Raw genomic sequence first — 21,922 nt, 5'->3', positions numbered from 1 at the left:
GAAGGCAGGGGTGCCCCGACGGCAGGACGGCTTCACGCTGGTCGAGCTTCTCGCCAGCCTGACCATCCTTGGCCTCATCAGCCTGATGATCGTCGCCGGCCTGGGCGGCCGGGGCGCGGCCTGGAGTCGGATCGACCGCGACACCGCCGGCGGCGAGGCGGTCGAGGCGGCCCAGGCCAGGCTCGCCGACTATGTCCGCCGCGCCGCGCCGGTGACCCTTTACAGCCGCCCGCCCCGGCCCGACTTCGACGGCCAGGCGACGAGCCTGTTCTTCCTGTCCCCGCCGGCTCCGGGCCGGGGCCCCGGCCCGCTGCGCCGCCGCCGGCTGTCCGTCGACGCCCGCGGCGACCTCGTCCTGGAATCGGTCAGCGACGTGGCCGTCGACCGCAAGCGCTTCACCGACCGCGAGGTGCTGCTGAGCGGCGTCCAGAGCCTGGACCTCGCCTATTACGGCGCCACGGACGGCGGCCGTCCGGCCTGGCGCCCGCAATGGAGCCGCCAGATCACCACGCCCCAGCTGATCCGCATCCGCCTGACCCTCCCGGAGGGCGACCGTCGCCGCTGGCCCGACCTGCTCGTCCACCCGGCGGCGGACATCGACACCGAATGCCTGTTGTCGCCGGAAACCGGCGGGTGTCGCGGCCGATGACCCCGCAGCAGATCCTCAACGCCGACCTGGGCGTCATCGCCCGCTGGATCCGCCTGGGCTTCGCCTGGTGGGGCCGCGAGCTGGCCGACCTCGTTCCCCCGGCCCTGCGCCGCTCGCCGCGCGGGGCGCGAAGGCTGGCCCGAATGGAGGCGGACGGCGCGATCCGGATATGGCGGGCCGGCGCGCCGGAAGCCGCGCCCGCAAGCGGGCGACGGCCGGGCGGACCGGTCGACCTCCTGCTTCCGCCCGGCGCGGCCCTGGTCCACGACCTCGACCTGCCCAGGCTGTCGCCCCCCGATCTGCGCCGCCTGGTGGCGCTGAACGTCGATCGCTACACCCCCTTCGCCGCCGAACAGGTCTATGTCGACATCCAGCCGCTGGATCGCCCCGCCGAGGGGCCCCGTCAGCGCGTCCGCCTCGGCGTCATCGCCCGCGAACGCTGCAGGGCGCTGCTGGCCCAGGCCTCCGCCGCCGGCCTGAAGGTCGAGCGGATCGGGGTCGGCGGCGGGGTCGACGGCCTGGACCTGCGGTTCGACTTCATGCGCGCGATCCGCGACGAGGACGGCGGCGGGCCGGTCGATCGGCGGCGCGCCTATCTCTGGGCAGCCTGCGGCGCGCTCGCCGCCGCCAACCTGGGGCTGCTGGTCGCCCGCGACATCGACGACGTCGGCCAGTTGCAGCGCCTCGTCGACGCCCAGCAGCCGGCCGTCGGCCTGGCGACCAAGCTGCGCAAGGACGTCGAGGCCGAGCGCGCCGCGCGGCTGGCGTTGCTGACCAAACGCTCGGCGCACGAGCCGCTGCGCATCCTCGACGCCGTCACCCGCGCCCTGCCTTCGGGCCAATGGGTGCAGCGGCTGGAATGGAACGGCCGGGCGGTCCGCCTGGTCGGCTTCAAGCAGCCGGGCTTCGACCTGACGGCCGCCCTGCGCGGGCCGGCCCTGGCCGAGGCGCGCTCGCTGCTGTCGGACATGCCGACCAAGACCGCGACGGGACAGGAGCCGTTCGACGTCATGGCCGACGCCGCCGTTCCGCGCGCTGCGAGGCGGGCGCGATGAGGCCGCTGGCGCCGCGAGAGCGCAAGCTGGTCGCCGTGGGCCTGCTGATCGGCGCGGTCGCGGCGGCGTGGCTGGGCGTGGCCGCCCCGCTGATCGGCGGCTTCAAGGCCCGCGCCGAGCGGCGCGAACAGCTGCTGACCCGCTATCGCAACGGCCAGAGGCTGCTGGCCGCCATTCCGGTCCTGCGGACCGAGGCCCAGGCCGCGCGTCAGTCCAGCGCCGTCTACCGCATCACCGCTCCGTCCGAAGGGCTGGCCGCCGACGCCCTCAAGCGCCGGCTGGCGGCCAGCCTGACCGAGGCCGGCGGCGCGGTCAGCGCCGTCCAACAGGTCCAGACCGACATCCCGGCCGGCTGGATCAGCGTCCGCGCCGACGCCCAGATCAACCTCACCCAGTTGGATGCGAGCATCCGGCGCCTGGAGAACGAGTCGCCCTATGTCGTCGTCGAGTACGTCTCGCTTGGAGCCGACCGCGCCCTCCAGTCCGGCCGCTCCGCGCCGCTGGATGTCCGCCTTCAGGTCTCTGCGCTCTTCCATCCTGCGCCGGCCCGGTAGCGGCGAATGGCCGCCGATCCTCGCCCTGATCGTCCTACTGGGCGGCCTGGCCGCCCAGCTCGCCCTGCCGGGCCGCACCGAGCTGCCGGCGGATTCCGCCGTCGCGCCCCGGCGCTCCCGCGCGCCGGTGGCCACGCCCGTGCCTGAGTATCCGGCCATCCTGCGCACGCCGATCTTCGCGCCCGACCGGGCCCCGGGCGAGACCTCCGGCGCCGCCGGGACCACGCTCGCCACCCATGTCCAGGTCCTGGGCGTGGCCGTGGGCGGCCGTTCGGCCAGCGCCGTGGTGCGCGACCCCGCCGGGGCCAGCCACGTGCTTCGCCCCGGTCAAAGCGTGCAAGGCTGGCGGCTGGTCCTGGTCACGCCCCGCGGGGCGGTGTTCGCCGGGCCGGGCGGCCGCGTCGCCATTCCGGTCGGCGGAACCTCCTCTCCCCCCGCCGGCGCCAGCCCCGGCAAGCCGAATCCGGAGGCGCAGCCGTGAGCCGACGCGACGTCCATCGAGCCGTGCTCCCGATCGCGCTGCTGGCCGGCGGCCTGTTCGCTCCGGTCCAGGCGGCCGCCCAGGCCCCGCCGGCCGACGCCGGCCGCCCAGGCCCGATGGCCCCGGACAGCCGCGCGGGGGCGACCATCCTGCCGGGAGCCGAGACCTGGCCCTCGCCGCCGCCAGCGGCGTCGCCTCCCCGGCCGCGCCCCGGCCCGGTGACGCTCAACTTCCCCGGCGTCGAGGTGAAGGATTTCGCCGCCGCCGTGCTGGGCGCCATCCTCGGACTGCCCTACGCCGTCGATCCGGCCGCGCACGGCTCCGTCACCCTGGTCACGCCGCAGCCGGTGGCCAAGGCCGACGTCCTGGCCCTGGCCGAGGATGCCCTGAAGACGGCCGGACTGGCGCTGCAGCTGCGCAACGGCGTCTATGTGGTGGCGCCCCTGGATCAGGCCCGCGCCCAGGCCCCGGCCGTCGGGCCGGACCAGCCCGGCTTCGGCAACGAGACGCTCAAGCTGCGCTACGCCAATCCGGTCGAGCTGAAGAAGCTGATCGACCCGATCCTGCCTGGCGTGGTCGCCACCGCCGACCCGGCGTCGGGCGTGATGGTGCTGTCGGGCGCCGCCGGCCAGCGCCGTTCGGCGCGAGACATCGCCCAGCAGTTCGACATGGACTGGCTGAAGGGCATGAGCTTCGCCCTGTTCATTCCCAAGAACACCGACGCCCGCCTGATCGCCCCGGAGCTGGAGAAGCTGATCAACGCCCCCGGCTCCACCGCCGCCGGCCTGGTCCGCCTGATCGCCATGGACCGGCTGAACGGGGTGATCGCCATATCGCAGCGCGCCCAGTACCTGGACGACGTTCGCCGCTGGGTCGAGGTGCTCGACCGCGAGGGCCAGTCCAGCGAGCGGCGGCTCTATGTCTATCGCGTGCAGAACGGTCGATCGAGCGACCTGGCCAAGGTGCTGATCAGCGCCTTCGGCGGCGCGGCGGGCGGCGCGGACAGCGACCAGAAGCCGCCGTTCGCGGACACGCCGTCCGGCAACCGCGGTCCGACCGGCCTGCAGCCGCTCGGGGCCGCCGCCCAGCCGCCGTCCGGCCAGACCCTGCCTGGCCAGTCGCCCGCACCCGCGCCCCAGGGCATGCGCGCCGGCGGCTCGGCCGACGGGCTGGTGATCACCAGCGACGAGACCAACAACGCCGTGGTCGCCTACGCCACCCCCCGGGAATTCGCCCTGATCGAGGACGCGCTGCGCCGGCTGGACATCCCGCCCCTGCAGGTGATCATCGAGGCGACCATCACCGAGGTGACCCTGAACGACAAGCTGCAGTACGGGGTGCAGTGGTTCTTCCAGCACCACCGCGACCAGGTCTCCCTGATCCAGGGCAAGGGGCCGACGCCGACGCCCGCCCAGGTTTTCCCAGGCTTCAACTACACCATCTTCAACAGCGCCGGCGGCATCGCCGCCACCCTGAACGCCCTGTCCGGCGTCACCCACCTGGAGGTGCTGTCCTCGCCCAACCTGCTGGTGTTGAACAACCAGACCGCCTCGCTGCAGGTCGGCGACCAGGTGCCGATCTCGACGGGCACGGCGGTCAGCACCACCGGCGGCGGCGCGCCGATCGTCAGCTCGATCGACTATCGCGACACCGGGGTGATCCTCAAGGTCACGCCGCGCGTCAACGGCGGCGGGCTGGTCCTGCTCGACATCTCGCAGGAGGTCAGCAACGTCAACGGCGCCGCGCTCAACAACCCGCTCAATTCGCCGGTGATCTCCAAGCGCAAGGTCGCCACCTCGATCGCCGCGCGCGACGGCGAGACCATCGCCCTGGGCGGCCTGATCAGCGACAACAACACCAAGATGCGCGGTGGGGTGCCGATCCTCAGCGCCGTGCCCGTGCTCGGAGCGCTGGCCGGCAACCGCGACAACAGCCGCCAGCGCACCGAGCTGCTGATCCTGCTCACGCCCAAGGTCGTCCGCAACCAGGAAGAGGCCGAGACCGTGACCGACGAGCTGAAGCGCAAGATCCGCTCGATCGCGCCCAAGGCCCCCAAGTTCGAGCCATGACCCGGGGAGCGGCCGCCCGTGACGGAGGGTTCGCGCTAGTGGCGGCCCTGACCGCCCTGCTGCTGTTCGCCCTGATGGCCTACACCGTGCTCGCCGCCGACCAGGGCGCGACGGCCGGCGCCCAGGCGCAGATGCAGCGCGCGCGGCTCGAAGCCGCCGCCGACGGCGCCCTCGCCACCGCCATCGCCGGGCTGGGCGCGTCGGATGCACGCCGCTGGGCGATCGGCGGCCGTCCTCGCGATGTCGAGATCGACGGCGTGCAGACGACCATCGTCATCGAGGACGAGCGCGGGAAGGTCCCCCTCAACCGCCTGCAGCCGACGCAGGCCCGCCGGCTGTTGCAGGCCGCCGGCGTCGCGGGCCCCCGGCTGGACGCTCTCACCGACAGCCTGCTGAGCTGGCAGGACGGCTTCAGCCGGGACCACAACGCCACCCTGCTCGACTATGCCGCGGACGACGTGCGGCCTCGCGGAGCCCTGTTCGTCACGGTCGGCGAACTGGCCGCCGTCAAGGGCATGACCCCGGCCCTGCTCGATCGCCTCGCCCCGGTCCTGACCGTGTTTCCTGGCAACGGCGCCTTCATGCCGCAGGCGGCCTCGCCCCTCGCCCTGGCCGCCATGACCGAAACCGGCGCCGAAGGCCCTGACGCGATCATCAGGGCCCGCGAACTGGCGGGACAGCGCGCCAAGCTCGACACCGCGACGGAGTCCTACGTCGGGCGCGTCGTCACCGTGCATGTGACCGCCCGCGCGCCCGGCGGCGGCGCGCTCGACCGCTCGGCGGTGGTCGAGCTGACCGGGAACGCGCATCGGCCGTTCTGGGTGCGGGCGACGGACTGAGGTCCCGTTAGGGCGTCCCGTACAGCCAGATCAGCCAGAAACCCAGCGCCAGCGGCGCGCCGAAGGGCAAGGGCCGGTCGAAGGCCGGACGCCCGTGCCGCAGGGCGCGGACCGCCGCCCAGGCGAAGGCGACGACGCAGGCCAGCAGCACCGTCATCGGCAGCGCCCGCCATCCCAGCCATCCGCCCGCCGCCGCCAGCAGCTTGGCGTCGCCAAGCCCCAGGCCGTCCTTCCCGCGCACGGCGCGGAACCCCGCCGCCAGCGCCGCCAGCGCGGCGTATCCCGCGACCGCGCCGGCGACGTGGTCGAGGACATCTCGCCCGCGCAGGACGGCGAGACCGATCCCGGCGAGCGCCAGCGGCAGGGTGACGACGTCGGGCAGCCGCAGGACGGCCACGTCGACCAGCGCCAGCGCCAGCAGGGCGGTCGCGAGCAGGATCGAGACGGCGCTGTCCGAAGGCCCGGCCACGGCCGCGGCCCACACGGCGAGCCCGGCCTCGAACGCGGCGACGCACCACAGCGGCGGCGCGGCGGCGTCCTCCGACAGCCTGCGGGCCGCCAGGGCCGCCGCCAGCCCGGCGAGACCGCCGGCCGCAGCGACCAGGAGCCAGCCTTCCGGCTTCACCGCCGCCTAGATCGCGATGAGGCCGGCGCTGACCGCCCTGGCCACCGCTGCGGTCTTGTTGGCGGCGGCCAGCTTGTCGACGGCGCGGGCCAGATGGAACTGCACCCCGCGCCGGCTGAGCGCCAGGGCGGCGGCGGTCTCCTGTTCGGTGCGGCCCATCGCGGCCAGGCGCAGCACCTGCATCTCGCGGGCGCTGAGCCGGTCGGGCCGGGTGGTCTCGCCGAAGGCGGCCGGCGCGGCGCGGACGGCGGCGTGAAGGCGCGCGGCCTCCAACAGCAGCGCCCCCTCGTCGGCTCGCGCGGCGCTGTCGGCCTCGCGCCGGTGCAGATTCAGGAACGCCGGCCCCAGGGCGTGGTCCTGGACCGGCGCCACGACCCCGGCCTCGACGCCCCACGCCGCGAAGGCGGCCAGCACCCGCGCCCGGGCGGGCGAGCCCCGGTCCAGGGAAGAAAGCGTCCAGGCGAACGGGGTGAATTCGGTCGCGGCCCGCGCCGCCAGCGGATCGTGCCGCAGATAGTCCCGGCGAAGATAGCGTTCGCCGTCGAAGCCGCCGGTCGCCGCCAACCGGCGGGGGGCCGGCGCGAACGACGGGTCGGCCGCCCCGTCCAGGACGTGTCCCACATGCATGTAGACCGCGCCGGCGAACCCGTGCGCGCGGGCGACGGCGGCCAGCCGCGTCCGCAGATCCGCCTCGGGCGAAACCTCGGGCGACGCCGGACGCTCGGCCGCGGCGCTCACGGCCGCAGGCCCGGCCGTGACCGGACGCCCATGGACGCGCGCGCTCCGCATTCGCGATAGACCGTGATCTTCACCCGCGTCGCCCGCCCATTGCTCATCTCGTCCAACAATGACAAGCAACCCGCGCCGTCCGCGACAGCGAGAAGCAAGAACCTTTCATGTCCACCCGGTTCCCCGCCCCTGGAGCCGCGCCGCTGAACGGCTGGCGGATCGGCGTCGACGCCCGGCGGCGGCGGCCCGGCGGGGCCACCGGCGTGGCCGTCTACGCGCAGGTCCTGTCCGAGACCCTGCGGACGCTCGGCGCGCGGATCGAGCCGGTGCGCGACACCGAAACGGATCGAGGGCGGGCGTCCCGATGGATCGCCGCCGGCCGTCGCGCCCCGCGCCTGCTGCGAGACGAGACCGGGCCAGACGGGCGGCTGTGGACCGGCGAGGACCTGTTCCGGGAGGCCCAGGTCCATTTCAACGTTTACGGCCGCCTGCTGCCCGTGCGCTGCGACGATCCCCCCGCCGTGATGCACTGGAGCTATCCGTTGCCGCTGCGCCTGCTGGGCGCGCGCAACGTCTACACGATCCACGACGCCATTCCGCTCGACCGGCCGGAGCTGACCGGCGTCGACAGCGGTCGCCACCGGCGGTTGCTGGCGCGCGTGGCCGAGGCCGCCGACCGCATCTTCACCGTCTCGGAAGACAGCCGCGAGGCCCTGGTGCGCCGGCTCGGCGTCCCCGGCGATTTCGTGATCAACACCTACCAGGCCCCTCCCCAGCCCCCCGCGGCGTCGGCGGCGGTCGGGGGACCGCTTCCGTCGGGGCTGGTCCCCGGCGGCTACTTCCTGTTCTGGGGCTCGGTCGAGCCGCGCAAGAACCTTGAACGCCTGGTGGCCGCCCACCGGCTGAGCGGCGCGAGCCGCCCGCTCGTCGTCGCCGGCCCGGACGGCTGGCGGGCCGGCGGCCTCGCCCGGGCCCTGGACGCGCCGGGCGTCCTGCGCCTGCCCTGGCTGGACCGCCCCGCGCTGGCGGCGCTGATATGTCAGGCCAGGGCGGCGCTGTTTCCCTCGCTCGCCGAGGGGTTCGGCCTGCCGGCCGTCGAAGCCATGGCGGCGGGCGTTCCCCTGCTGACCTCCGATCGCGGCGCCTTGGCGGAGGTCGCCGCCGACGGGGCCTTGACCGTCGATCCCCACGACATCGTCGCCATGGCGGCGGCCATCGCCGCCCTCGCGAGCGACGACGCCCTGTGCGGCCGGCTGCGCGAGGCCGGCCGGACGCGCGCGGCGACGTTTTCGCCGGCCGCCTATGGCCGGCGCCTGACGTCGGCCTATCTCGGCCTCGTCGGCCAGACCGCCGGCTGACGCGCGCGCCGAGGTTGCGCGCCACGACTTAAAAACTTCACACTTCAGCGTGTCACAAGCTCCGCCGCATTTTTGTCCTAATGACAGGAAGACACGCGAAGGAGCGCGGATGCGGCCCCCCGAACGCCGCCGCGCTCTTCGAATATTCGACGGCGCGAACAGTCTCTTCGTCGATCTCTCGCCTTGGGCCGGGATCGCGACGAACGGCGGCGGGATCGTCGAAACATCAAGGACCGGCGCCATCGACTTGCACAGGTCGAGACTAACGGCGCCGACAGCGGGAAACGGGAGCGCGATGACCCAGACCAGGACCTGCCCCGCAAGTCAGACCGCCGCAACGCCGCGACATGTCTGAGTCCTCCGAGGCGGCCAACGACCAGGACCTGGTCGAAACGGTCGAGCGCATGGTTCTCGCCGCCCTGCCCAAGCGGTTGTCGGAGAAGGCCCTGGCCCAGATGATCGGCGTCCGGATCGCCGACCTTCACCGCGCCTTCCTGATCGTCCGGGGCGCGGCGTTCTACACTGCGCTGCACGCGGTCCGGCTGGACGCCGCCCACCGGCTGTTGCGCGACAATCCCGGCTTGGCTCCGGAAGCGGTGGCCATCCAGTGCGGCTTCGGCCACTACGGCGTCTTCCACCGCAACTACCGGCGTCGCTTCGGGCTTGAACCGGGGATCAGGACGTCGCCGCCCGCCCCGCGCCGGTCGCCCGATTTTCCGTCGCCTCAGCCGGCGCCGTTCGAGCCGTGAACCTCCCCGCCCTTCGCGTTCACCATAGGTGTCGCGGGCCTGTGGCTTCCCACAGGGCCGATGAAACGGCGCTTCTGGCACAGCAACTGCCGCCATGCAGCCCAACCGCCCTCGTCCGTCTGCGTTCGTGAACGCCGCCATATCCGCGACGGGGCGCGAGGCGACCGACGACGCCCCAGCGGCCGCCTGCGTCGGCGTCGCGGGCTGGAAGCGCGCGGCCGTCGCCGCCATGCTGACCCCCGCGGGCGCGGCTCCGCCCGACTTCCCCCGCTCGGCACGGCGCGCCATCGACGTCGCGCGGCGGCGCGGCGGCGCGATCGCGACCTGGGCCTCGCGCGAGCCCGCCGCTCTTCACAGCCTGGCCCGCGCGGCCGGTCTCCCGCTGATCCGCGTCGAGGACGGCTTTCTGCGTTCGCGCGGACTGGGCGCGGAGTGCCGGCCGCCCCTGTCCATCACCGTCGATCGCGGCGGCCTGCATTTCGACCCCGGCCGCCCCAGCGACCTCGAGCGGCTGCTGAGCGAGACCCGCTTCGACGCGACCCTGACCGCCAGGGCCGAACGGCTGGTCCGCCGCGTCGTGACGCTCGGGCTGACCAAGTACAATCTGTCCGGGACCGCCCCGCCGCCGACGACGGACGGCCGCCGCACGGTCCTCATTCCCGGCCAGGTGGCGGGCGATCTGTCCCTGCGGCTCGGCGGCGCCGGGGTGACCGGCGATCTCGACCTGCTGCGCCGCGCGCGCGCGCTGGAACCCGACGCGCTCCTGCTCTATCGGCCGCACCCCGACGTCGAGGCGGGGCTGCGCAAGGGCGGCGTCCGCGACGCCGACGCGCTGCGCCATGCCGACCGCATCGTCCGGGGAGACGACCTGCCCCGCCTGCTGGCCGGCGTCGACGCCGTCCATGTCGCCACGTCGTTGACCGGCTTCGAGGCCCTGCTGCGCGGCCGCGAAGTCGTCTGCCACGGCCAGCCGTTCTTCGCGGGCTGGGGCCTGACGCGCGACCTCGCCCCGCCGCCCCGGCGCGGCCGCCGGCTGACGGCGACCGAACTGGCCGCCGCCGCGCTGATCCTCTATCCGCGCTATTTCGATCCCCAGACGGGCGCGGCCTGTTCGCCCGAGACCGCGATCGAACGCCTGGCCGCGCCGCCCGCGCGGGCCCCGGCCGCCCTGTTGCCTTCGCTGCGGCGGCTGCAGGGACTGTCCGTCCGCGCGGCCGCGCATGTCCTCCAGGCGGTCTGACATGCGGGGCGTGCGGCAGATCCTGTTCCTCCAGGGCCTGCCCGGCCGGTTCTTCTTCGACCTGGGCGAAGCCATGGCCGCCCGGGGCTGCGGCGTCCACCGGGTGAACTTCAACGGCGGCGACCAGTGGGACTGGCCCGCCCCGGGGGCGCTCAACTATCGCGGCTCGGCCCAGGCCTGGCCCGCCCGCCTCGCCCGATTGATCCGTGAGCGGAGCATCACCGACATCGTCCTGTTCGGCGACTGCCGGCCCCTGCACCGGACGGCCCGCGCCGCGGCGGCCGGACTGGGGGTGGCCGTCCATGTGTTCGAGGAGGGCTATCTGCGCCCCGACTGGATCACCCTGGAGCGGGGCGGCGTCAACGGCTTCTCGGCCCTGCCCTCGGACCCGGCCTGGTGGCTGCGGGCCGCCGACGCCGCGCCGCCGATCGGAGACGCTCCGCCCTTGCCGTCCAGCCTGCCGCGACGCGTGCGCGACACCCTGGCCTACTACGTCTTCGTGCTGCTGCTCGGCGCGGCCTTCCCCCACTACCGCACCCACAGGCCCTGGCCTCCCCTGGTCGAGGCGTTCGGCTGGCTGGCCCATCTTTGCCGACGCGGCGGCGCGGCGCGGTGTTCGACGCAGGCCCTGGCCTCGCTTCGCCCGGAAGGCTTCTTTCTGACGCCCCTGCAACTGGATTCCGACTACCAGCTCCGCGCCCATTCCGACTTCAACGGCATGCAGCCGGCCCTGGCCGAGATCGTCGCCTCGTTCGCCGCCCACGCGCCGGCCGACACGCACCTGGTGGTCAAGGCCCACCCCCTCGACAACGGGCTGATCGACTGGAGACGCCGCGTCGGCGACTACGCCCGCGCGCTCGGCGTCGGCGAACGCGTGCGCTATGTCGAGACGGCGGACATCGACCCGCTGGTGCGCGCCGCGCGCGGCGTGGCGACGGTGAACAGCACCACCGGAACCCTGGCCCTGGCCGCCGGCGTGCCGGTGATCACCCTGGGCCGGGCGATCTACGACCTGCCGGGCCTGACCCACCAGGGCTCGCTCGCCGGGTTCTGGGGCGCGCCGACGCCGCCGCAGGCGAGCCTTTACGAGGCCTTTCGCCGGGTCCTGGCCGAGCGCAGCCTGCTGCGCGGAGGCTTCTACGCCGAAGACCGCGAAGGCCGCCTCGTCGCGGCCGCCGCCGGGCGCATCGCCGCCAGCGCGCCGTTCGTCCAGCCGGCCCGTCGCCTGAGGACGGCGCCGACGGCCGACGCGCCTGTCCTGGCGGCGGCCGAATGAGCGCCACCGCCTGCATCGACGCGGCCGCCCCCGTCGCCGACGCCGGGGCGGCGGCCGACGGGCCGCAGATCGTGTTGGACCTGTCGCGCCTGCTGTCGCGCGTTCTCCATCCCACCCCGACCGGGGTCGACCGCGTGGAGATGGCCTACGCCGAAGGGTTGCTGCGGCTGGCCCCTGAACGCTTGCAGTTCACGGCCTTTCACCCCTGCGGCCTGCACGGGCGCCTGCCGACCGGCCTCGTAAGCGAGTTCCTGGCGTTGACCGCCGCCCGCTGGACGGACGAGGGCTGGACGGAGCCCAGGACGCAACGCTGGCGGCGGGCGGCGGCGGCCTGCCTCAGCCTCGCGCCGCGCCCCATATCGCCGTCGCGCGCCGCGACCGGCCGGCCGCGAGCCTACCTGCACCTCTCGGCGCGGGGGCTGGAGCGCCATCGCGCCATCGCCGCGATCCTGAGGCGGCGGAACGCCCGGTTCATCCCGTTCGTTCACGATCTCATTCCCCTAGAGCATCCCGAATACGCCCGGCCGGGCGGCGCGCGGGACTACGCCCGCAAGATCGCCGCCGCCAGCGCCCTGGCGTCGGGCGTCCTGGTGAATTCGCAAGCCACCGCCGAGGCCCTGGCCCCCGCGCTGGCCGCGGCCGGCCGCGCGACGCCGGTGCGGGTCGCCCCCCTTGGCGTCCCGACCTCGCCGCCGATCCGCAACGCCAACGTGCTCTGCGCCCGCCCCTATTTCGTGGCGCTGGGCACCATCGAACCGCGCAAGAACCACCTGCTGCTGCTGCATCTGTGGCGACGGATGGCCCTGACGCTGGGGCCTGAACGCACGCCCGACCTGATGCTGGTCGGACGCCGGGGCTGGGAGAGCGAAATGGTCTTCGACCTGCTCGACCGCGCGCCGACGCTGCGCGGCGTGGTGCACGAGCTGGGCTGCATTCCCGACACCCGGCTGCGCGAGCTGATCCGGGGCGCGCGCGCGGTGCTGCTGCCCTCGTTCGCCGAGGGCTACGGGCTGCCGGTGGCCGAAGCCCTGGCCCTGGGCGCGCCGGTCATCGCCAGCGACCTGCCGGCCCTGCGCGAGACCGGCGGCGGCGCGCCGGACTATCTCGACCCGCTGGACGGCGCAGCCTGGGCGGCGGCGGCGGCCGACTACGCGACGCCCGGCTCGGCGCGCCGCCAGGCCCAGCTGGCCCGGATCGCGCGCTGGCGGCCGCCCACCTGGGACGACCACCTGGCCGCCGCGCTCGATTTCATCGACGAGGTCTGTGCATGAGCCTGCTCGATCGCCGGCCGGCCGGCCAGGACGGGTGGACCGCCCTGTTCAGGGGCCTCGACGTCCAGCGTCACGTCGTCGGCGCGCTGATCATGCGGGAGCTGCACACCCGCTACGGCCGCGAGAACATCGGCTATCTGTGGATGATCGTCGAACCGATGCTGCTGGCCGGTTCGGTGACCCTCATCCACTTCGGCCAGCGCAGCCACGGCGAGATCAACCCCGTCCCCTTCACCCTGACGGGCTATTGCGTGTTCATCATCTTCCGCTCGATCATCAGCCGGGCGGAATCGACGCTGGAGGCCAACCAGCCGCTGCTCTACCACCGCACGGTCACCATCTTCGACATGCTGCTGGCGCGGGCCCTGCTCGAATGCGCGGCGTCCACGGCGACCCTGTGCGTCCTGTTGGCCGGGGCCTGGGCCGCCGGCATGGCCGAGCCGCCGGCGCGGCCGCTGACCATGCTGGGGGCGATCGCCGCCATGGGATGGTTCTCGTTCGCGGTGTCGATGCCGGTCTGCGCGGCCACCTATGTCAGCAAGGCCGTCGCCAAGTTCGTGCACCCCGTGACCTACATCCTGATGCCGCTGTCGGGCGCCTTCTTCATGCTCAAGTGGATACCCGAGCCCTATCGCGGCTGGCTGGCCTGGTCGCCGATGACCCAGATGTTCGAAATGCTGCGCACCGGCCAGTTCGAGAGCGTCGAGAGCCCCTATTTCGACCCGCTCTACATCGCCGGCTGGTGCCTGATCCTGACCTTCGCCGGCCTGTTGTCGCTGCGCATCGTGCGCCGCCACGTGCACCTGAGCTGACGATGACCGGTTCCGCCCGACTGGAGATGCGATGATGGACGGCTTCCTTCCCGTCGAGACGCCCGCGCTCGAAAAGGCCCCGGCCGGCCGCGACCAGGCCGCCGCACCGCCGGCCTGGCGGAGGTGGCTGGCGCCGTGGCGACCCTTCCTGCTGGCGGTGGTCCTGCCCACCGCCCTGACCGGAGCCTATTATGGCCTGTTCGCCACCGACCAGTACCAGTCGGAAGCCCATTTCATCATCAAGACCAACGCCCCCGGCGGCGGCGGCGTCTCCGGCCTGGGCCAGGCCCTGGGCCTCAGCGCGCCGTCTTCGGACCTGTCGGAGACCCGCAGCGTCGCCGACTACCTGATCTCGCACGACGCCGTGGCGGCCCTTGGCCGGTCGATGGACCTGACCGCCGTCTACCAGCGCCCGGAGATCGACCTCGTCAGCCGCCTGCACGGCGACCGGCCGCCGCCCGAGAGCGTGCTCAAATACTATCGCCGTCAGGTCAAGGTGACGATCGGCAGCGACACCGGCATCGCCGCGCTCAGCGTGCGGGCCTTCCGGCCGCAGGACGCCCGCGACATGGCCGCCAAGCTGCTGGAGCTGGGCGAGGCCCGGGTCAACACCTTCAACCAGCGCGCCCTGGAGAACACCCTGGGCGTGGCCAAGGCCCAGCTGCGCGAGGCCGAGGCGGGCATGGCCAGGGCCCAGGGCACGCTGACCGATTTCCGCCAGGACCGCCGCGACCTCGACCCCGAGCGCAACGGCGCGGCGCAGATCGGCCTGACCGCCAGCCTGCAGCAACAGCTCGCCCAGGCCCGCGCCCAGCTGTCGAGCATGAGCGCCTCGGTCGCCCCCGACAGTCCCCAGCGCGTGGCCCTGGCCGCGCAGGTCAAGGCGCTGGAGGCCCAGGTCGGGGCGGCCCAGTCGCGCATGGCCGGCGCGCGCGGGGCGATCGCCGGCGACCTCGGCGCCTTCGAGGGCCTGCGCACCCGCCAGCAGCTCGCCGCCAAACGCTACGAGGCCGCCGTCGTCGGGCTGGAGCAGGCGCGCACCGAGGCCCTCAAACAGCAGCTGTTCGTGGTGCGGGTGGTCGAACCCAACCTGCCGGTCAAGGCCCTCTATCCCCAGCGCCTCAAGATCGTCGCCACGGTGTTCTTCGCCCTGGCCCTGGCCTACGCCATCGGCTGGCTGATCCTGGCCGGCGTCCGCGAGCACGCCTCATGAGCGAACGCCCGCCCCTGTTCCCGCCGCTCAAGCTGCGACGTTCGGCCGGCGTGCCGGTGACCGGCGTCGTGCGCCGCCATCTGACCGAGGGCGACCGCGCCCGCGACGACCGGGCCTGGGCGGCGGCGGCGGTCTGCTATCGGCAGGCGCTCGCCCTCGATCCGGGCCTCGTCCACATCTGGATCCAGCTCGGCCACGCGCTCAAGGAAAGCGGCGCCTTCACCGAGGCGGAACTGGCCTATCGGCGCGCCGAGGAGCTCGACCCCGCCTCGGCGGAACCGCACCTCCACCTCGGCCACCTGCGAAAGCTTCAGGGAAACCGGGCCGGCGCCGGCCGCAGCTATCTGCGGGCCTTGCAGTTGCAACCGGGTCACGGCGACGCGTCAGACGAGCTGCGCCAATTGGCGGCCCGCTCCGGCGAGACCGACCTGCGCCTGCTCGCCGAGGCCGTCGGCGCGGTCGAGACCGAAACGGACGCCGAAGTCGAAGCGGCCGTCGCGGCCCGGCGCATCCAGGCCGACATCCGGCGGCTGGTCGCGGTGCTGCGCGACGACGGCGATCCGCTGGAGCCCGCCGCGCGCCAACGGCTCGCCGCCGCCGACGCCGTCCTCTCCGAAATCGAACGCCTGGCCGCCGAGCGCGAAGCCCCCGCCGATCCGCTCGACCCGGCGCTGGTCTTCGACGTCTCGGACCTGATCGCCTATTTCCAGAACGCCCGCCTGCCGACCGGCATCCAGCGCGTGCAGATCGAAACCATCTCGGCCGCGCTGGAGGAGCGCGCCGGCCGCGCCGTCAAGATCTGCTGCTTCCTGGACCGTCGCGACGACTGGCTGGAGATCGCCCCGAGCCTGTTTCTGCGCCTGTGCCGCCTCAGCCTTGCGGACGGCGACCGCGCCGCGCCGGACTGGCTCGCCGGCCTGGCCCGGCTTCGGCTGGCGCTCGACCTGGCCGAGCCGATGGCGTTCCCGCCCGGCGCGTTCCTCATCAATCTCGGCACCTCCTGGTGGCTGCGGAACTATTTCCTGATGGTCCGCCAAGCCAAGCGGCGCTTCGGCATCCGCTACACGCCGTTCGTGCACGACCTGATCCCGGTGATGGCCCCGGAGCATTGCACCCGCGAGCTGACCCAGGACTTCGTCTCCTGGACGATCGGGGTCTTCGAGCACGCCGACTTCTTCCTGGTGAACTCCGAGGCCACCCGCCGCGACCTGAAGATCGTCGCCGACTTCCTCGACCACCCTGTCGACGACGAGAAGATCGCCGTGGTCCGTCTCGACGCCGAACCGCGCAGGACGCCGGCGACCGCCGCCGCGTCGGCCGGCCCGGAGCGCTGGGGGCTGGGCCGCTCGCCGTTCGTGCTGTTCGTCTCGACGATCGAATCGCGCAAGGACCATGTCTGCGCGTTCGACGCCTGGACCCGGCTGCTCAAGGCGCACGGCCCAAGGCGGGTCCCCAGGCTGGTCTGCGTCGGGGCCCAGGGCTGGCTGAACGACGCCGTCCACGCCCGCCTGGCCGCCAACGCCGCGCTGCGCGACCACGTGGTCATGCTGTCGGGCCTTTCGGACGCGGAACTGGGCCGGCTCTACCGCGACTGCCTGTTCACGCTCTATCCCAGCCTCTACGAGGGCTGGGGGCTGCCGGTCACCGAATCCCTCTGCCACGGCAAGGTCCCGGTGATCTCCGACGCCTCGTCCCTGCCCGAGGCCGGCGGCGAGTTCGCGGTCTATTTCGAGGCCGGGTCGCCGTCCCGGCTGGCCGAGGCCCTCGAGGGCCTGATCTTCGACCACGACCATCGGGCCGCCTGCGAACGCAGGATCGCCGACGGCTTCACCCCCCGCGCCTGGCGCGACATCGCCGGCCAGATCGCCGGCCATGCCCGGCGGTGGGCCGCCTCGCCGGCCATCGCCGCCCCGCCCCTCCCGCCCGCGGCCCGGCTCGGCGCCTATTTCCCGATGGTCCGCAACGTCGAGACGAAGCTCTGGCCCGGTCTGCGCTCGGCCGAAAGCTTCCGGGTCGGCGACGGCTGGTGGGGACCGGAGGACTGGGGTTGCTGGACCAAGCCGCAGGGCGGCCTGCTGGAAATCGGACTGCCGGCCCGCCATCCGCCCTTGCGCGCCTACTGGCGGCTGCGCGGCCTGCCCGGACGCAGCGGCCGCTACCGGCTCGAGGTCGCCGGCGCCGTGGTCGAGGGACGCCTGGGCCCGGGCGAGTTCAAGTGGGTGACGATCGACGCGCCGGCGGCGGTCGACGACCAGCCGGTCCTGCACGCGCATCTGACCTCCGACGACGTCGAGGACCTCGCCGACGGCGCGGCGGGGCTCGACATGCGGACCATCGCCGTCGGGCTGGCCGGGTTCTTCCTGTGCGGCCGGGAGGACGCCGCCGCCCGCGCCGACTTCCTCGAAGCGGTGACCCTCGGCGACCTCGACGGCCTCGCCTTCAACCGCGAGCCCGTCGGAACCTTCGCGCCGCTGATCGCGCCGGCGCGAACGACCCCGGAGCGGCTGGTCAGTTCTGGCTCAAGACCTTGACCGTATAGAACGGCTGGAAGAACAGGTTGAGGATCTGCAGCAGCTTGGCCGGCTGGTTCGACTGGGCGTTGGCCACGTAGACCACGTCGCGCGGCGCCATCTCGAAGGACTGGGCCACGAAATAGCTGCGCGCCTGGGTGAGGTCGAGGCGATAGGCCACCGGCCGGGCGTCGGCGGCCGGCGCGAAACCGGGACCGACGCGGTCGTAGCGGAACACGAACACCGCCGAGGGGTCGGCCTGCTGCTCGGCCGGGCCGCCGGCGCGCGCCACGGCCTCCGCCAGGCTGAGGCGCGGGCTCTGGAACGGGTACTCCGACACCTTGCCTGCCGCGCCGAACACCGAGAACGTCCGCGGCCGATAGATCAGCTCGACCCGGTCGTCGGGCGACAGGACGATGTCGTCGTCCGAGCCGGCGCTGAGCGACGCCAGCGACGCCGTCGCCTCCGCGCCGCCGCGCCGAACGTGCACCCATTCGTCCTGCGCCGGGTTCAACGTCCCGCCCGCCAGGGCGACGGCGTCGAGGACCCGCTCGCCGGCGACGGTCAGGGGCACCCGCCCGGGCTTCCTGACGTCGCCCATGACCACGGCGGCGGACAGCTTCTCCCGCACCGTCACCATCACCTGCGGCGCCTGGGACTTGCCGACCAGGGCGGCCTGGATCCTGGCCGCGACCGCGTCCGGCGTCAGCCCCGCCGCCACGATCCGGCCGACATAGGGCAGGCTGACCCCGCCGTCGCGGCCGACCGCGACCGGCGGCAACGACGCCCCCGCCGCCGAGGGCGCGCCCGCCCCTTCGAACGCCAGGCTCGGGCGCGTCGAGAACAGCGACGCTCCGACCTCGAAGATCGACACCTGCAGCGTATCGCCCGGCAAGATGACGTCGGCGCCGGCCGCGGCCTTGGGCAGGCTGGACAGCCCGGCGGCCGGGGCGCTCGCGACCTGCAGGCGCGCGACGGCCTCCGGCGTCAGTTCGACGATCTGGAAGCCCGGAACGCCAGGCGCGCCGCGCCCGGCCGCGGTCACGGCGGCGGCGGTCGGGCCGCTGGACGGCAAGGCGGCGCAGCCGCCCAGCGCCGCCAGGGCCAGGACGCAGGCCGCCGGACGCAGGCGTTGAAAGCGTTGCAGGCGATAGGAGGACTCAGCCAGGTTCAAGGGACAGCTCCAGTGGCGAACGGCGGGGAACGGGGCGAGGCGCGTCCAGGACGCGGCGGTGCAGGGCTTCGAGCCGCGACTGATAGGGGGCCATGCCGAAGCGCTCGGCCCGGCGCGGGCCGGCGGCGGCCAGAGCCGCCCGCAACCCTTCGTCGTCATCCAGCCGGCGCAGGGCCTGGATCATGCCGCCCACATTGTAGGGGTCGACCAGCAGGGCAGCGTCGCCGACGATCTCCGGCGAGGCCCCGGCGGTCGAAGTCATCACCGGCGCGCCGAGCGCCATGGCTTCGACGGCGGGCAGGCCGAAGCCTTCGTACAGAGACGGGAACAGCACCGCCTTGGCCCCGCGGACCAGGGCGGCGAGCTGGGCGGCGGGCACATATTCCAGCAGGCGGATGCGGCCGCGCTCCAGCAGCTTCTCGCCATGCGCGCCGCCGAGCAGCCGCAGCTCCTCCTCCGATTTCCACGCCCGGGGCCCGGCGATCACCAGCGGGTCGGCCAGTTCGGCGGCCAGATAGGCTTCGATCAGGCGGCCGAGGTTCTTCTTGGGCTCGATCGCCCCGAAGAACAGGAAGTAGCGGCCGGGCTTGAGACCGAACAGGCCGCGCAGCCGGCTGGCCAGGACCCTGGGCTCGGGCGCGGCGTCCGCAGGCGGCCGGACGGCCTGATAGGTGTTGGTGATCCGCTCGGGATCGCCGCCCAGCGTGGCCAGGATGTCGCGCCGCGAGGTCTCGGACACCGTGCAGATGTGGTCGGCCTCGGCGACGCAGCGCCGGACCAGCCGATAGTAGTAGCGCCGGTCGTCCAGGCTGGTGAACGGCAGGCGCAAGGGAACGAGGTCGTGCAGGGTGTAGACGTTGCGCGCGCCCGCCAGCCGCAGCGGCAGCGGATAGGTCCAATGCATGATCGCCGGCGGCCGCGGAACCCGCACCGTCATGAACTCGCCATAGCGGCGGAAATAACGTCGGGCGACATGGAACAGGCTGGGCAGGGTGAACAGCCGGTCATAGGCCGGCAACCGCTCGGCCATGGCGTCGGTCACCACCTGCCCCCGTATCGGCACCTCCAACAGGGTGCGGGGCCATGGCGCCAACAGGGCTTCGCGCAGGAGGCTCTTCTTGTCCGGCGGCTCGCCGCCCGTGCGCCCTTCGCCCAGCGCCGCGAAGAACAGCGTCTCGCGCAGGGCCGGCCGCGCACGTTTCGGCACGTTCAGGCCATAGAGCACATCGACCGACCGCCCCATGCCTCTCAGGGCGTGGCTCAGGGTGCGGGCGTAGGTGGCGACGCCGGTGCCCTTCGGCAGGGCGAGGTTGAAACCGTCGAGTCCGACGCTCGACGCATCCGTGCGCTCGGACATCACCGCCGCCCCGCCGCCAGACGACAGGATATGAAAACAATATACCTCATGTACAATTCAGCAACATTGCAGTGAAAATCCAAATTCATATTGCAATTCTTCTGCACGAACGTAGAATTCATTCGTCACGGATGGAATTTCTCGATGATAAAATTTGACGAAGTCAGCAAGATCTATCACGGCCGCCAACTCCGGAAGCAGGTCCTGGAGCCGACCAGCTTCACCCTGCCGTCCGGCGACGCCCTTGGCGTGTGCGGCGCCAATGGCGCGGGCAAGTCCACCCTGCTGCGGCTGATCGCCGGCGTCGAACATCCCAGCGGCGGCCGGGTCCGCCGGGCCGGAACCGTGTCCTGGCCGATCGGCTATACGAGTTGCTTCCAATCCAGCCTGACCGGCGCCGACAACGCCCGCTTCATCGCGCGCATCTATCGCCGGCCGGCCCAGCCGCTGCTCGACTTTGTCGAGGATTTCGCCCGCCTCGAAGAATACTTTCACCAGCCGGTGAAAACCTATTCCGCCGGGATGCGCGCGCGGCTGGCCTTCGGCATCTCGCTGGCCGTCGATTTCGACTGCTATCTCGTCGACGAGGTCACCGGGGCCGGCGACGAGCGGTTCCGGGCCCGATGCCATGAGGCGCTGGTCCACCGGCGCCGCACCGGCGCCCTGGTCATGGTCTCGCACAGCGCCGAGACCCTGCGCGAATATTGCCGACGAGGCGCCGTCCTGCACGCCGGCCGCATCGCCTTCTACGACACCGTCGACGAGGCCATCGAGGTCCATCACGCCCGTCAGCGGGCCGCGGCCTAGGGCCGCCCGGCGCGCGCGCCGGTTCATCGGCGCAGCACCAGCATCCGGTCCTCGTGGGGCGGAGCGGCCAGGATGTCCTTGACGCCGGCCGGCCGAACGCCCCGCTCCGGGTCGAGCAGGTTGAGCGAGAAGCCGAATGCGGCGATGAGGTCGAGGAACCCCCTCGGCGAGGCGTACCTGACCGGGGCGAACTCCAGGAATACCGTCATCGACCGGCGCGCCGACAGCACGCCCTCCATGCCCCGCCAGATGGCCTCCTCGGCGCCCTCGGCGTCGATCTTGACCACGTCGGCCCGCTCCAACCCCTCGATGCGGTCGAAACGGCGCGTCGGAATCCGGACAGCGGTCGGCGCGTCCGCCTGAGTGATATGGGCGTTCTTCGGCTCGCCCTCGGGAACGGCCAGAAACGCCTCGCCGCCCTCGACGTCAGACAGCCCGCATTCATGCAGCGACACCCGCTCGGCGAAGCCGTTGACCTGAACGCTGCGCCGCAGCCGGCCGGCGATCGGCGGATTGGGCTCGAAGGCGTGCACGCGCCCCTGCGACCCGACCAGATCGGCGGCCAGCAGGGTGAAGTAGCCGAGATTGGCGCCGACGTCGGCGAAGACCATGCCTGGACGCAAGGTGGCCGCCAGGGCCTCGGTCAGCCACATCTCCCAATAGCCGTCGAGCATGAGATGCGGCGACAGGCCGGCGTCGTTGACGTCGACAAACATCTTGTAGCGCCCAAGCGCGCGGCACAGGGCCGTGCCGTCGCCAAGGTTGACGCTGGAGCAAAGAGCGCGGATCGCCGCTTCGTTCCTGGCGCGAGGCCGCGAACAAAGGCCGCCGAGGTCATACAGCGGCGCCGTCGGCGCGGAGGGCGCCGCCGCCTCCGTCTGGCCGGCCGACCACAAGCGCGCGAACGGTTTAGCAAAGGCTGTTGAGCGCACGGGCCGGTTCATCCATGACGGGCGTAGCGCACATGACCTTCCCCGCCGGCCGAAGCACCTGTGTCTTTTCACAGGCCCCGAACGAAGCCTTCCCGAAGGGCCGTCCCGGCGTAGTTCGCGGCCGGGACGGGTTCGTCAGGTCAGCGCGCGGCGGGGGCGGCCTGGCCGGCCGGCAGGGTCTCGCGCTCGAAGGTCAGGCTGGCCAGCTTGGCGTCCAGCCCC

The 21,922-nt window shown here is 73.0% G+C and carries 21 protein-coding genes; 16 read left to right on the top strand and 5 right to left on the bottom strand.

Going from position 1 to position 21,922, the window contains the following annotated elements; genetic code table 11:
* Positions 1-10: 10 nt before the first annotated feature.
* The 6 genes from C5708_RS00105 to C5708_RS00080 are packed head-to-tail and all read left to right on the top strand — an operon-like array spanning position 11 to position 5,647.
* Positions 11-649 (top strand): prepilin-type N-terminal cleavage/methylation domain-containing protein, encoded by a 639-nt coding sequence (locus C5708_RS00105; protein ID WP_242916529.1) that lies wholly within the window; start codon positions 11-13, stop codon positions 647-649.
* Positions 634-1,704, top strand: coding sequence for a hypothetical protein (locus C5708_RS00100; RefSeq protein WP_242916527.1), 1,071 nt, complete (start codon positions 634-636; stop codon positions 1,702-1,704). Before C5708_RS00105 ends, C5708_RS00100 begins: the two co-directional genes overlap by 16 nt.
* Positions 1,701-2,258 (top strand): type II secretion system protein GspM, encoded by a 558-nt coding sequence (gene gspM, locus C5708_RS00095; RefSeq protein ID WP_242916525.1) that lies wholly within the window; start codon positions 1,701-1,703, stop codon positions 2,256-2,258. Before C5708_RS00100 ends, gspM begins: the two co-directional genes overlap by 4 nt.
* Positions 2,209-2,739: a hypothetical protein gene (locus tag C5708_RS00090; RefSeq protein WP_242916523.1), complete on the top strand. Its 531-nt coding sequence runs from the start codon at positions 2,209-2,211 to the stop codon at positions 2,737-2,739. Before gspM ends, C5708_RS00090 begins: the two co-directional genes overlap by 50 nt.
* Positions 2,736-4,808 carry a type II secretion system secretin GspD gene (gene gspD, locus C5708_RS00085; RefSeq protein WP_242916521.1) on the top strand — a complete coding sequence of 691 codons (2,073 nt, stop codon included), beginning with the start codon at positions 2,736-2,738 and terminating at the stop codon, positions 4,806-4,808. Before C5708_RS00090 ends, gspD begins: the two co-directional genes overlap by 4 nt.
* A 38-nt stretch (positions 4,809-4,846) precedes the next feature.
* The gene (locus C5708_RS00080; protein ID WP_242916519.1) at positions 4,847-5,647 is read left to right on the top strand and encodes a type II secretion system protein GspK; all 801 of its coding nucleotides are present in this window, start codon (positions 4,847-4,849) and stop codon (positions 5,645-5,647) included.
* A 7-nt stretch (positions 5,648-5,654) separates the two neighbouring features.
* On the opposite strand, the gene C5708_RS00075 is transcribed toward C5708_RS00080, so the two are convergent.
* Positions 5,655-6,272 carry an A24 family peptidase gene (locus tag C5708_RS00075; protein WP_242916517.1) on the bottom strand — a complete coding sequence of 206 codons (618 nt, stop codon included), beginning with the start codon at positions 6,270-6,272 and terminating at the stop codon, positions 5,655-5,657.
* Between the two features lie 6 nt (positions 6,273-6,278).
* Positions 6,279-7,010, bottom strand: a complete 732-nt coding sequence (locus C5708_RS00070) for a LuxR family transcriptional regulator (RefSeq protein WP_242916515.1) — start codon at positions 7,008-7,010, stop codon at positions 6,279-6,281.
* 158 nt (positions 7,011-7,168) lie between these two features.
* On the opposite strand from C5708_RS00070, the gene C5708_RS00065 reads away from it, so the two are divergent.
* From C5708_RS00065 to C5708_RS00030, 8 genes are all read left to right on the top strand, one after another.
* Positions 7,169-8,359: a glycosyltransferase family 1 protein gene (locus tag C5708_RS00065; RefSeq protein WP_242916513.1), complete on the top strand. Its 1,191-nt coding sequence runs from the start codon at positions 7,169-7,171 to the stop codon at positions 8,357-8,359.
* 347 nt (positions 8,360-8,706) lie between these two features.
* Entirely contained in the window at positions 8,707-9,108 is a 402-nt protein-coding gene (locus tag C5708_RS00060) for a helix-turn-helix domain-containing protein (RefSeq protein WP_242916511.1), read from the top strand.
* Positions 9,109-9,235: 127 nt separating this feature from the next.
* Complete coding sequence (locus tag C5708_RS00055; RefSeq protein ID WP_242916509.1) at positions 9,236-10,348, top strand: hypothetical protein; 1,113 nt, start codon at positions 9,236-9,238, stop codon at positions 10,346-10,348.
* Between the two features lies 1 nt (position 10,349).
* The gene (locus C5708_RS00050; protein ID WP_242916507.1) at positions 10,350-11,624 is read left to right on the top strand and encodes a capsular biosynthesis protein; all 1,275 of its coding nucleotides are present in this window, start codon (positions 10,350-10,352) and stop codon (positions 11,622-11,624) included.
* Positions 11,621-12,895 carry a glycosyltransferase family 1 protein gene (locus tag C5708_RS00045; RefSeq protein ID WP_242916505.1) on the top strand — a complete coding sequence of 425 codons (1,275 nt, stop codon included), beginning with the start codon at positions 11,621-11,623 and terminating at the stop codon, positions 12,893-12,895. Before C5708_RS00050 ends, C5708_RS00045 begins: the two co-directional genes overlap by 4 nt.
* Entirely contained in the window at positions 12,892-13,707 is an 816-nt protein-coding gene (locus C5708_RS00040; protein WP_242916503.1) for an ABC transporter permease, read from the top strand. The genes C5708_RS00045 and C5708_RS00040 overlap by 4 nt, the downstream gene beginning before the upstream one ends.
* Positions 13,708-13,741: 34 nt before the next feature.
* Positions 13,742-14,920 carry a capsule biosynthesis protein gene (locus C5708_RS00035; protein ID WP_242916502.1) on the top strand — a complete coding sequence of 393 codons (1,179 nt, stop codon included), beginning with the start codon at positions 13,742-13,744 and terminating at the stop codon, positions 14,918-14,920.
* On the top strand, positions 14,917-17,451 hold the full coding sequence (locus tag C5708_RS00030) for a glycosyltransferase family 1 protein (protein WP_242916500.1): 2,535 nt from the start codon (positions 14,917-14,919) through the stop codon (positions 17,449-17,451). The genes C5708_RS00035 and C5708_RS00030 overlap by 4 nt, the downstream gene beginning before the upstream one ends.
* Here C5708_RS00030 and C5708_RS00025 read toward each other — a convergent pair.
* Positions 17,429-18,604 carry a polysaccharide biosynthesis/export family protein gene (locus C5708_RS00025; protein ID WP_242916499.1) on the bottom strand — a complete coding sequence of 392 codons (1,176 nt, stop codon included), beginning with the start codon at positions 18,602-18,604 and terminating at the stop codon, positions 17,429-17,431. The two genes, C5708_RS00030 and C5708_RS00025, sit on opposite strands and share 23 nt — an antisense overlap.
* On the bottom strand, positions 18,591-19,961 hold the full coding sequence (locus tag C5708_RS00020) for a glycosyltransferase family 1 protein (protein WP_242916497.1): 1,371 nt from the start codon (positions 19,959-19,961) through the stop codon (positions 18,591-18,593). The genes C5708_RS00025 and C5708_RS00020 overlap by 14 nt, the downstream gene beginning before the upstream one ends.
* A 144-nt stretch (positions 19,962-20,105) precedes the next feature.
* Here C5708_RS00020 and C5708_RS00015 point away from each other — a divergent pair, with 144 nt between their 5' ends.
* Positions 20,106-20,768 carry an ABC transporter ATP-binding protein gene (locus tag C5708_RS00015; RefSeq protein WP_242916495.1) on the top strand — a complete coding sequence of 221 codons (663 nt, stop codon included), beginning with the start codon at positions 20,106-20,108 and terminating at the stop codon, positions 20,766-20,768.
* A gap of 23 nt (positions 20,769-20,791) precedes the next feature.
* Here the strand turns inward: C5708_RS00015 and C5708_RS00010 are convergent, their stop codons facing one another.
* Positions 20,792-21,484, bottom strand: coding sequence for an FkbM family methyltransferase (locus C5708_RS00010; RefSeq protein WP_242916493.1), 693 nt, complete (start codon positions 21,482-21,484; stop codon positions 20,792-20,794).
* 248 nt (positions 21,485-21,732) lie between these two features.
* Between C5708_RS00010 and C5708_RS00005 the strand changes: the two genes are divergently transcribed.
* On the top strand, positions 21,733-21,922 hold a 190-nt coding region (locus C5708_RS00005; protein WP_242916491.1), incomplete at its 3' end, for a hypothetical protein.

This window comes from Caulobacter sp. CCUG 60055 (assembly GCF_022750545.1).
Classification (GTDB): domain Bacteria; phylum Pseudomonadota; class Alphaproteobacteria; order Caulobacterales; family Caulobacteraceae; genus PUIC01.
This window is presented reverse-complemented; position numbering and strand designations above follow the sequence as displayed.

Excerpts from the sequence above, each read along its gene's own strand:
- C5708_RS00060 (WP_242916511.1), top strand. The coding sequence starts at position 8,707 with ATGTCTGAGTCCTCCGAGGCGGCCAACGACCAGGACCTGGTCGAAACG.
- C5708_RS00035 (WP_242916502.1), top strand. The coding sequence starts at position 13,742 with ATGGACGGCTTCCTTCCCGTCGAGACGCCCGCGCTCGAAAAGGCCCCG.
- C5708_RS00030 (WP_242916500.1), top strand. The coding sequence starts at position 14,917 with ATGAGCGAACGCCCGCCCCTGTTCCCGCCGCTCAAGCTGCGACGTTCG.
- C5708_RS00050 (WP_242916507.1), top strand. The coding sequence starts at position 10,350 with ATGCGGGGCGTGCGGCAGATCCTGTTCCTCCAGGGCCTGCCCGGCCGG.
- gspM (WP_242916525.1), top strand. The coding sequence starts at position 1,701 with ATGAGGCCGCTGGCGCCGCGAGAGCGCAAGCTGGTCGCCGTGGGCCTG.
- C5708_RS00010 (WP_242916493.1), bottom strand. The coding sequence starts at position 21,484 with ATGTTTGTCGACGTCAACGACGCCGGCCTGTCGCCGCATCTCATGCTC.
- C5708_RS00040 (WP_242916503.1), top strand. The coding sequence starts at position 12,892 with ATGAGCCTGCTCGATCGCCGGCCGGCCGGCCAGGACGGGTGGACCGCC.
- C5708_RS00020 (WP_242916497.1), bottom strand. The coding sequence starts at position 19,961 with ATGTCCGAGCGCACGGATGCGTCGAGCGTCGGACTCGACGGTTTCAAC.
- C5708_RS00045 (WP_242916505.1), top strand. The coding sequence starts at position 11,621 with ATGAGCGCCACCGCCTGCATCGACGCGGCCGCCCCCGTCGCCGACGCC.
- C5708_RS00065 (WP_242916513.1), top strand. The coding sequence starts at position 7,169 with ATGTCCACCCGGTTCCCCGCCCCTGGAGCCGCGCCGCTGAACGGCTGG.
- C5708_RS00090 (WP_242916523.1), top strand. The coding sequence starts at position 2,209 with ATGTCCGCCTTCAGGTCTCTGCGCTCTTCCATCCTGCGCCGGCCCGGT.
- C5708_RS00015 (WP_242916495.1), top strand. The coding sequence starts at position 20,106 with ATGATAAAATTTGACGAAGTCAGCAAGATCTATCACGGCCGCCAACTC.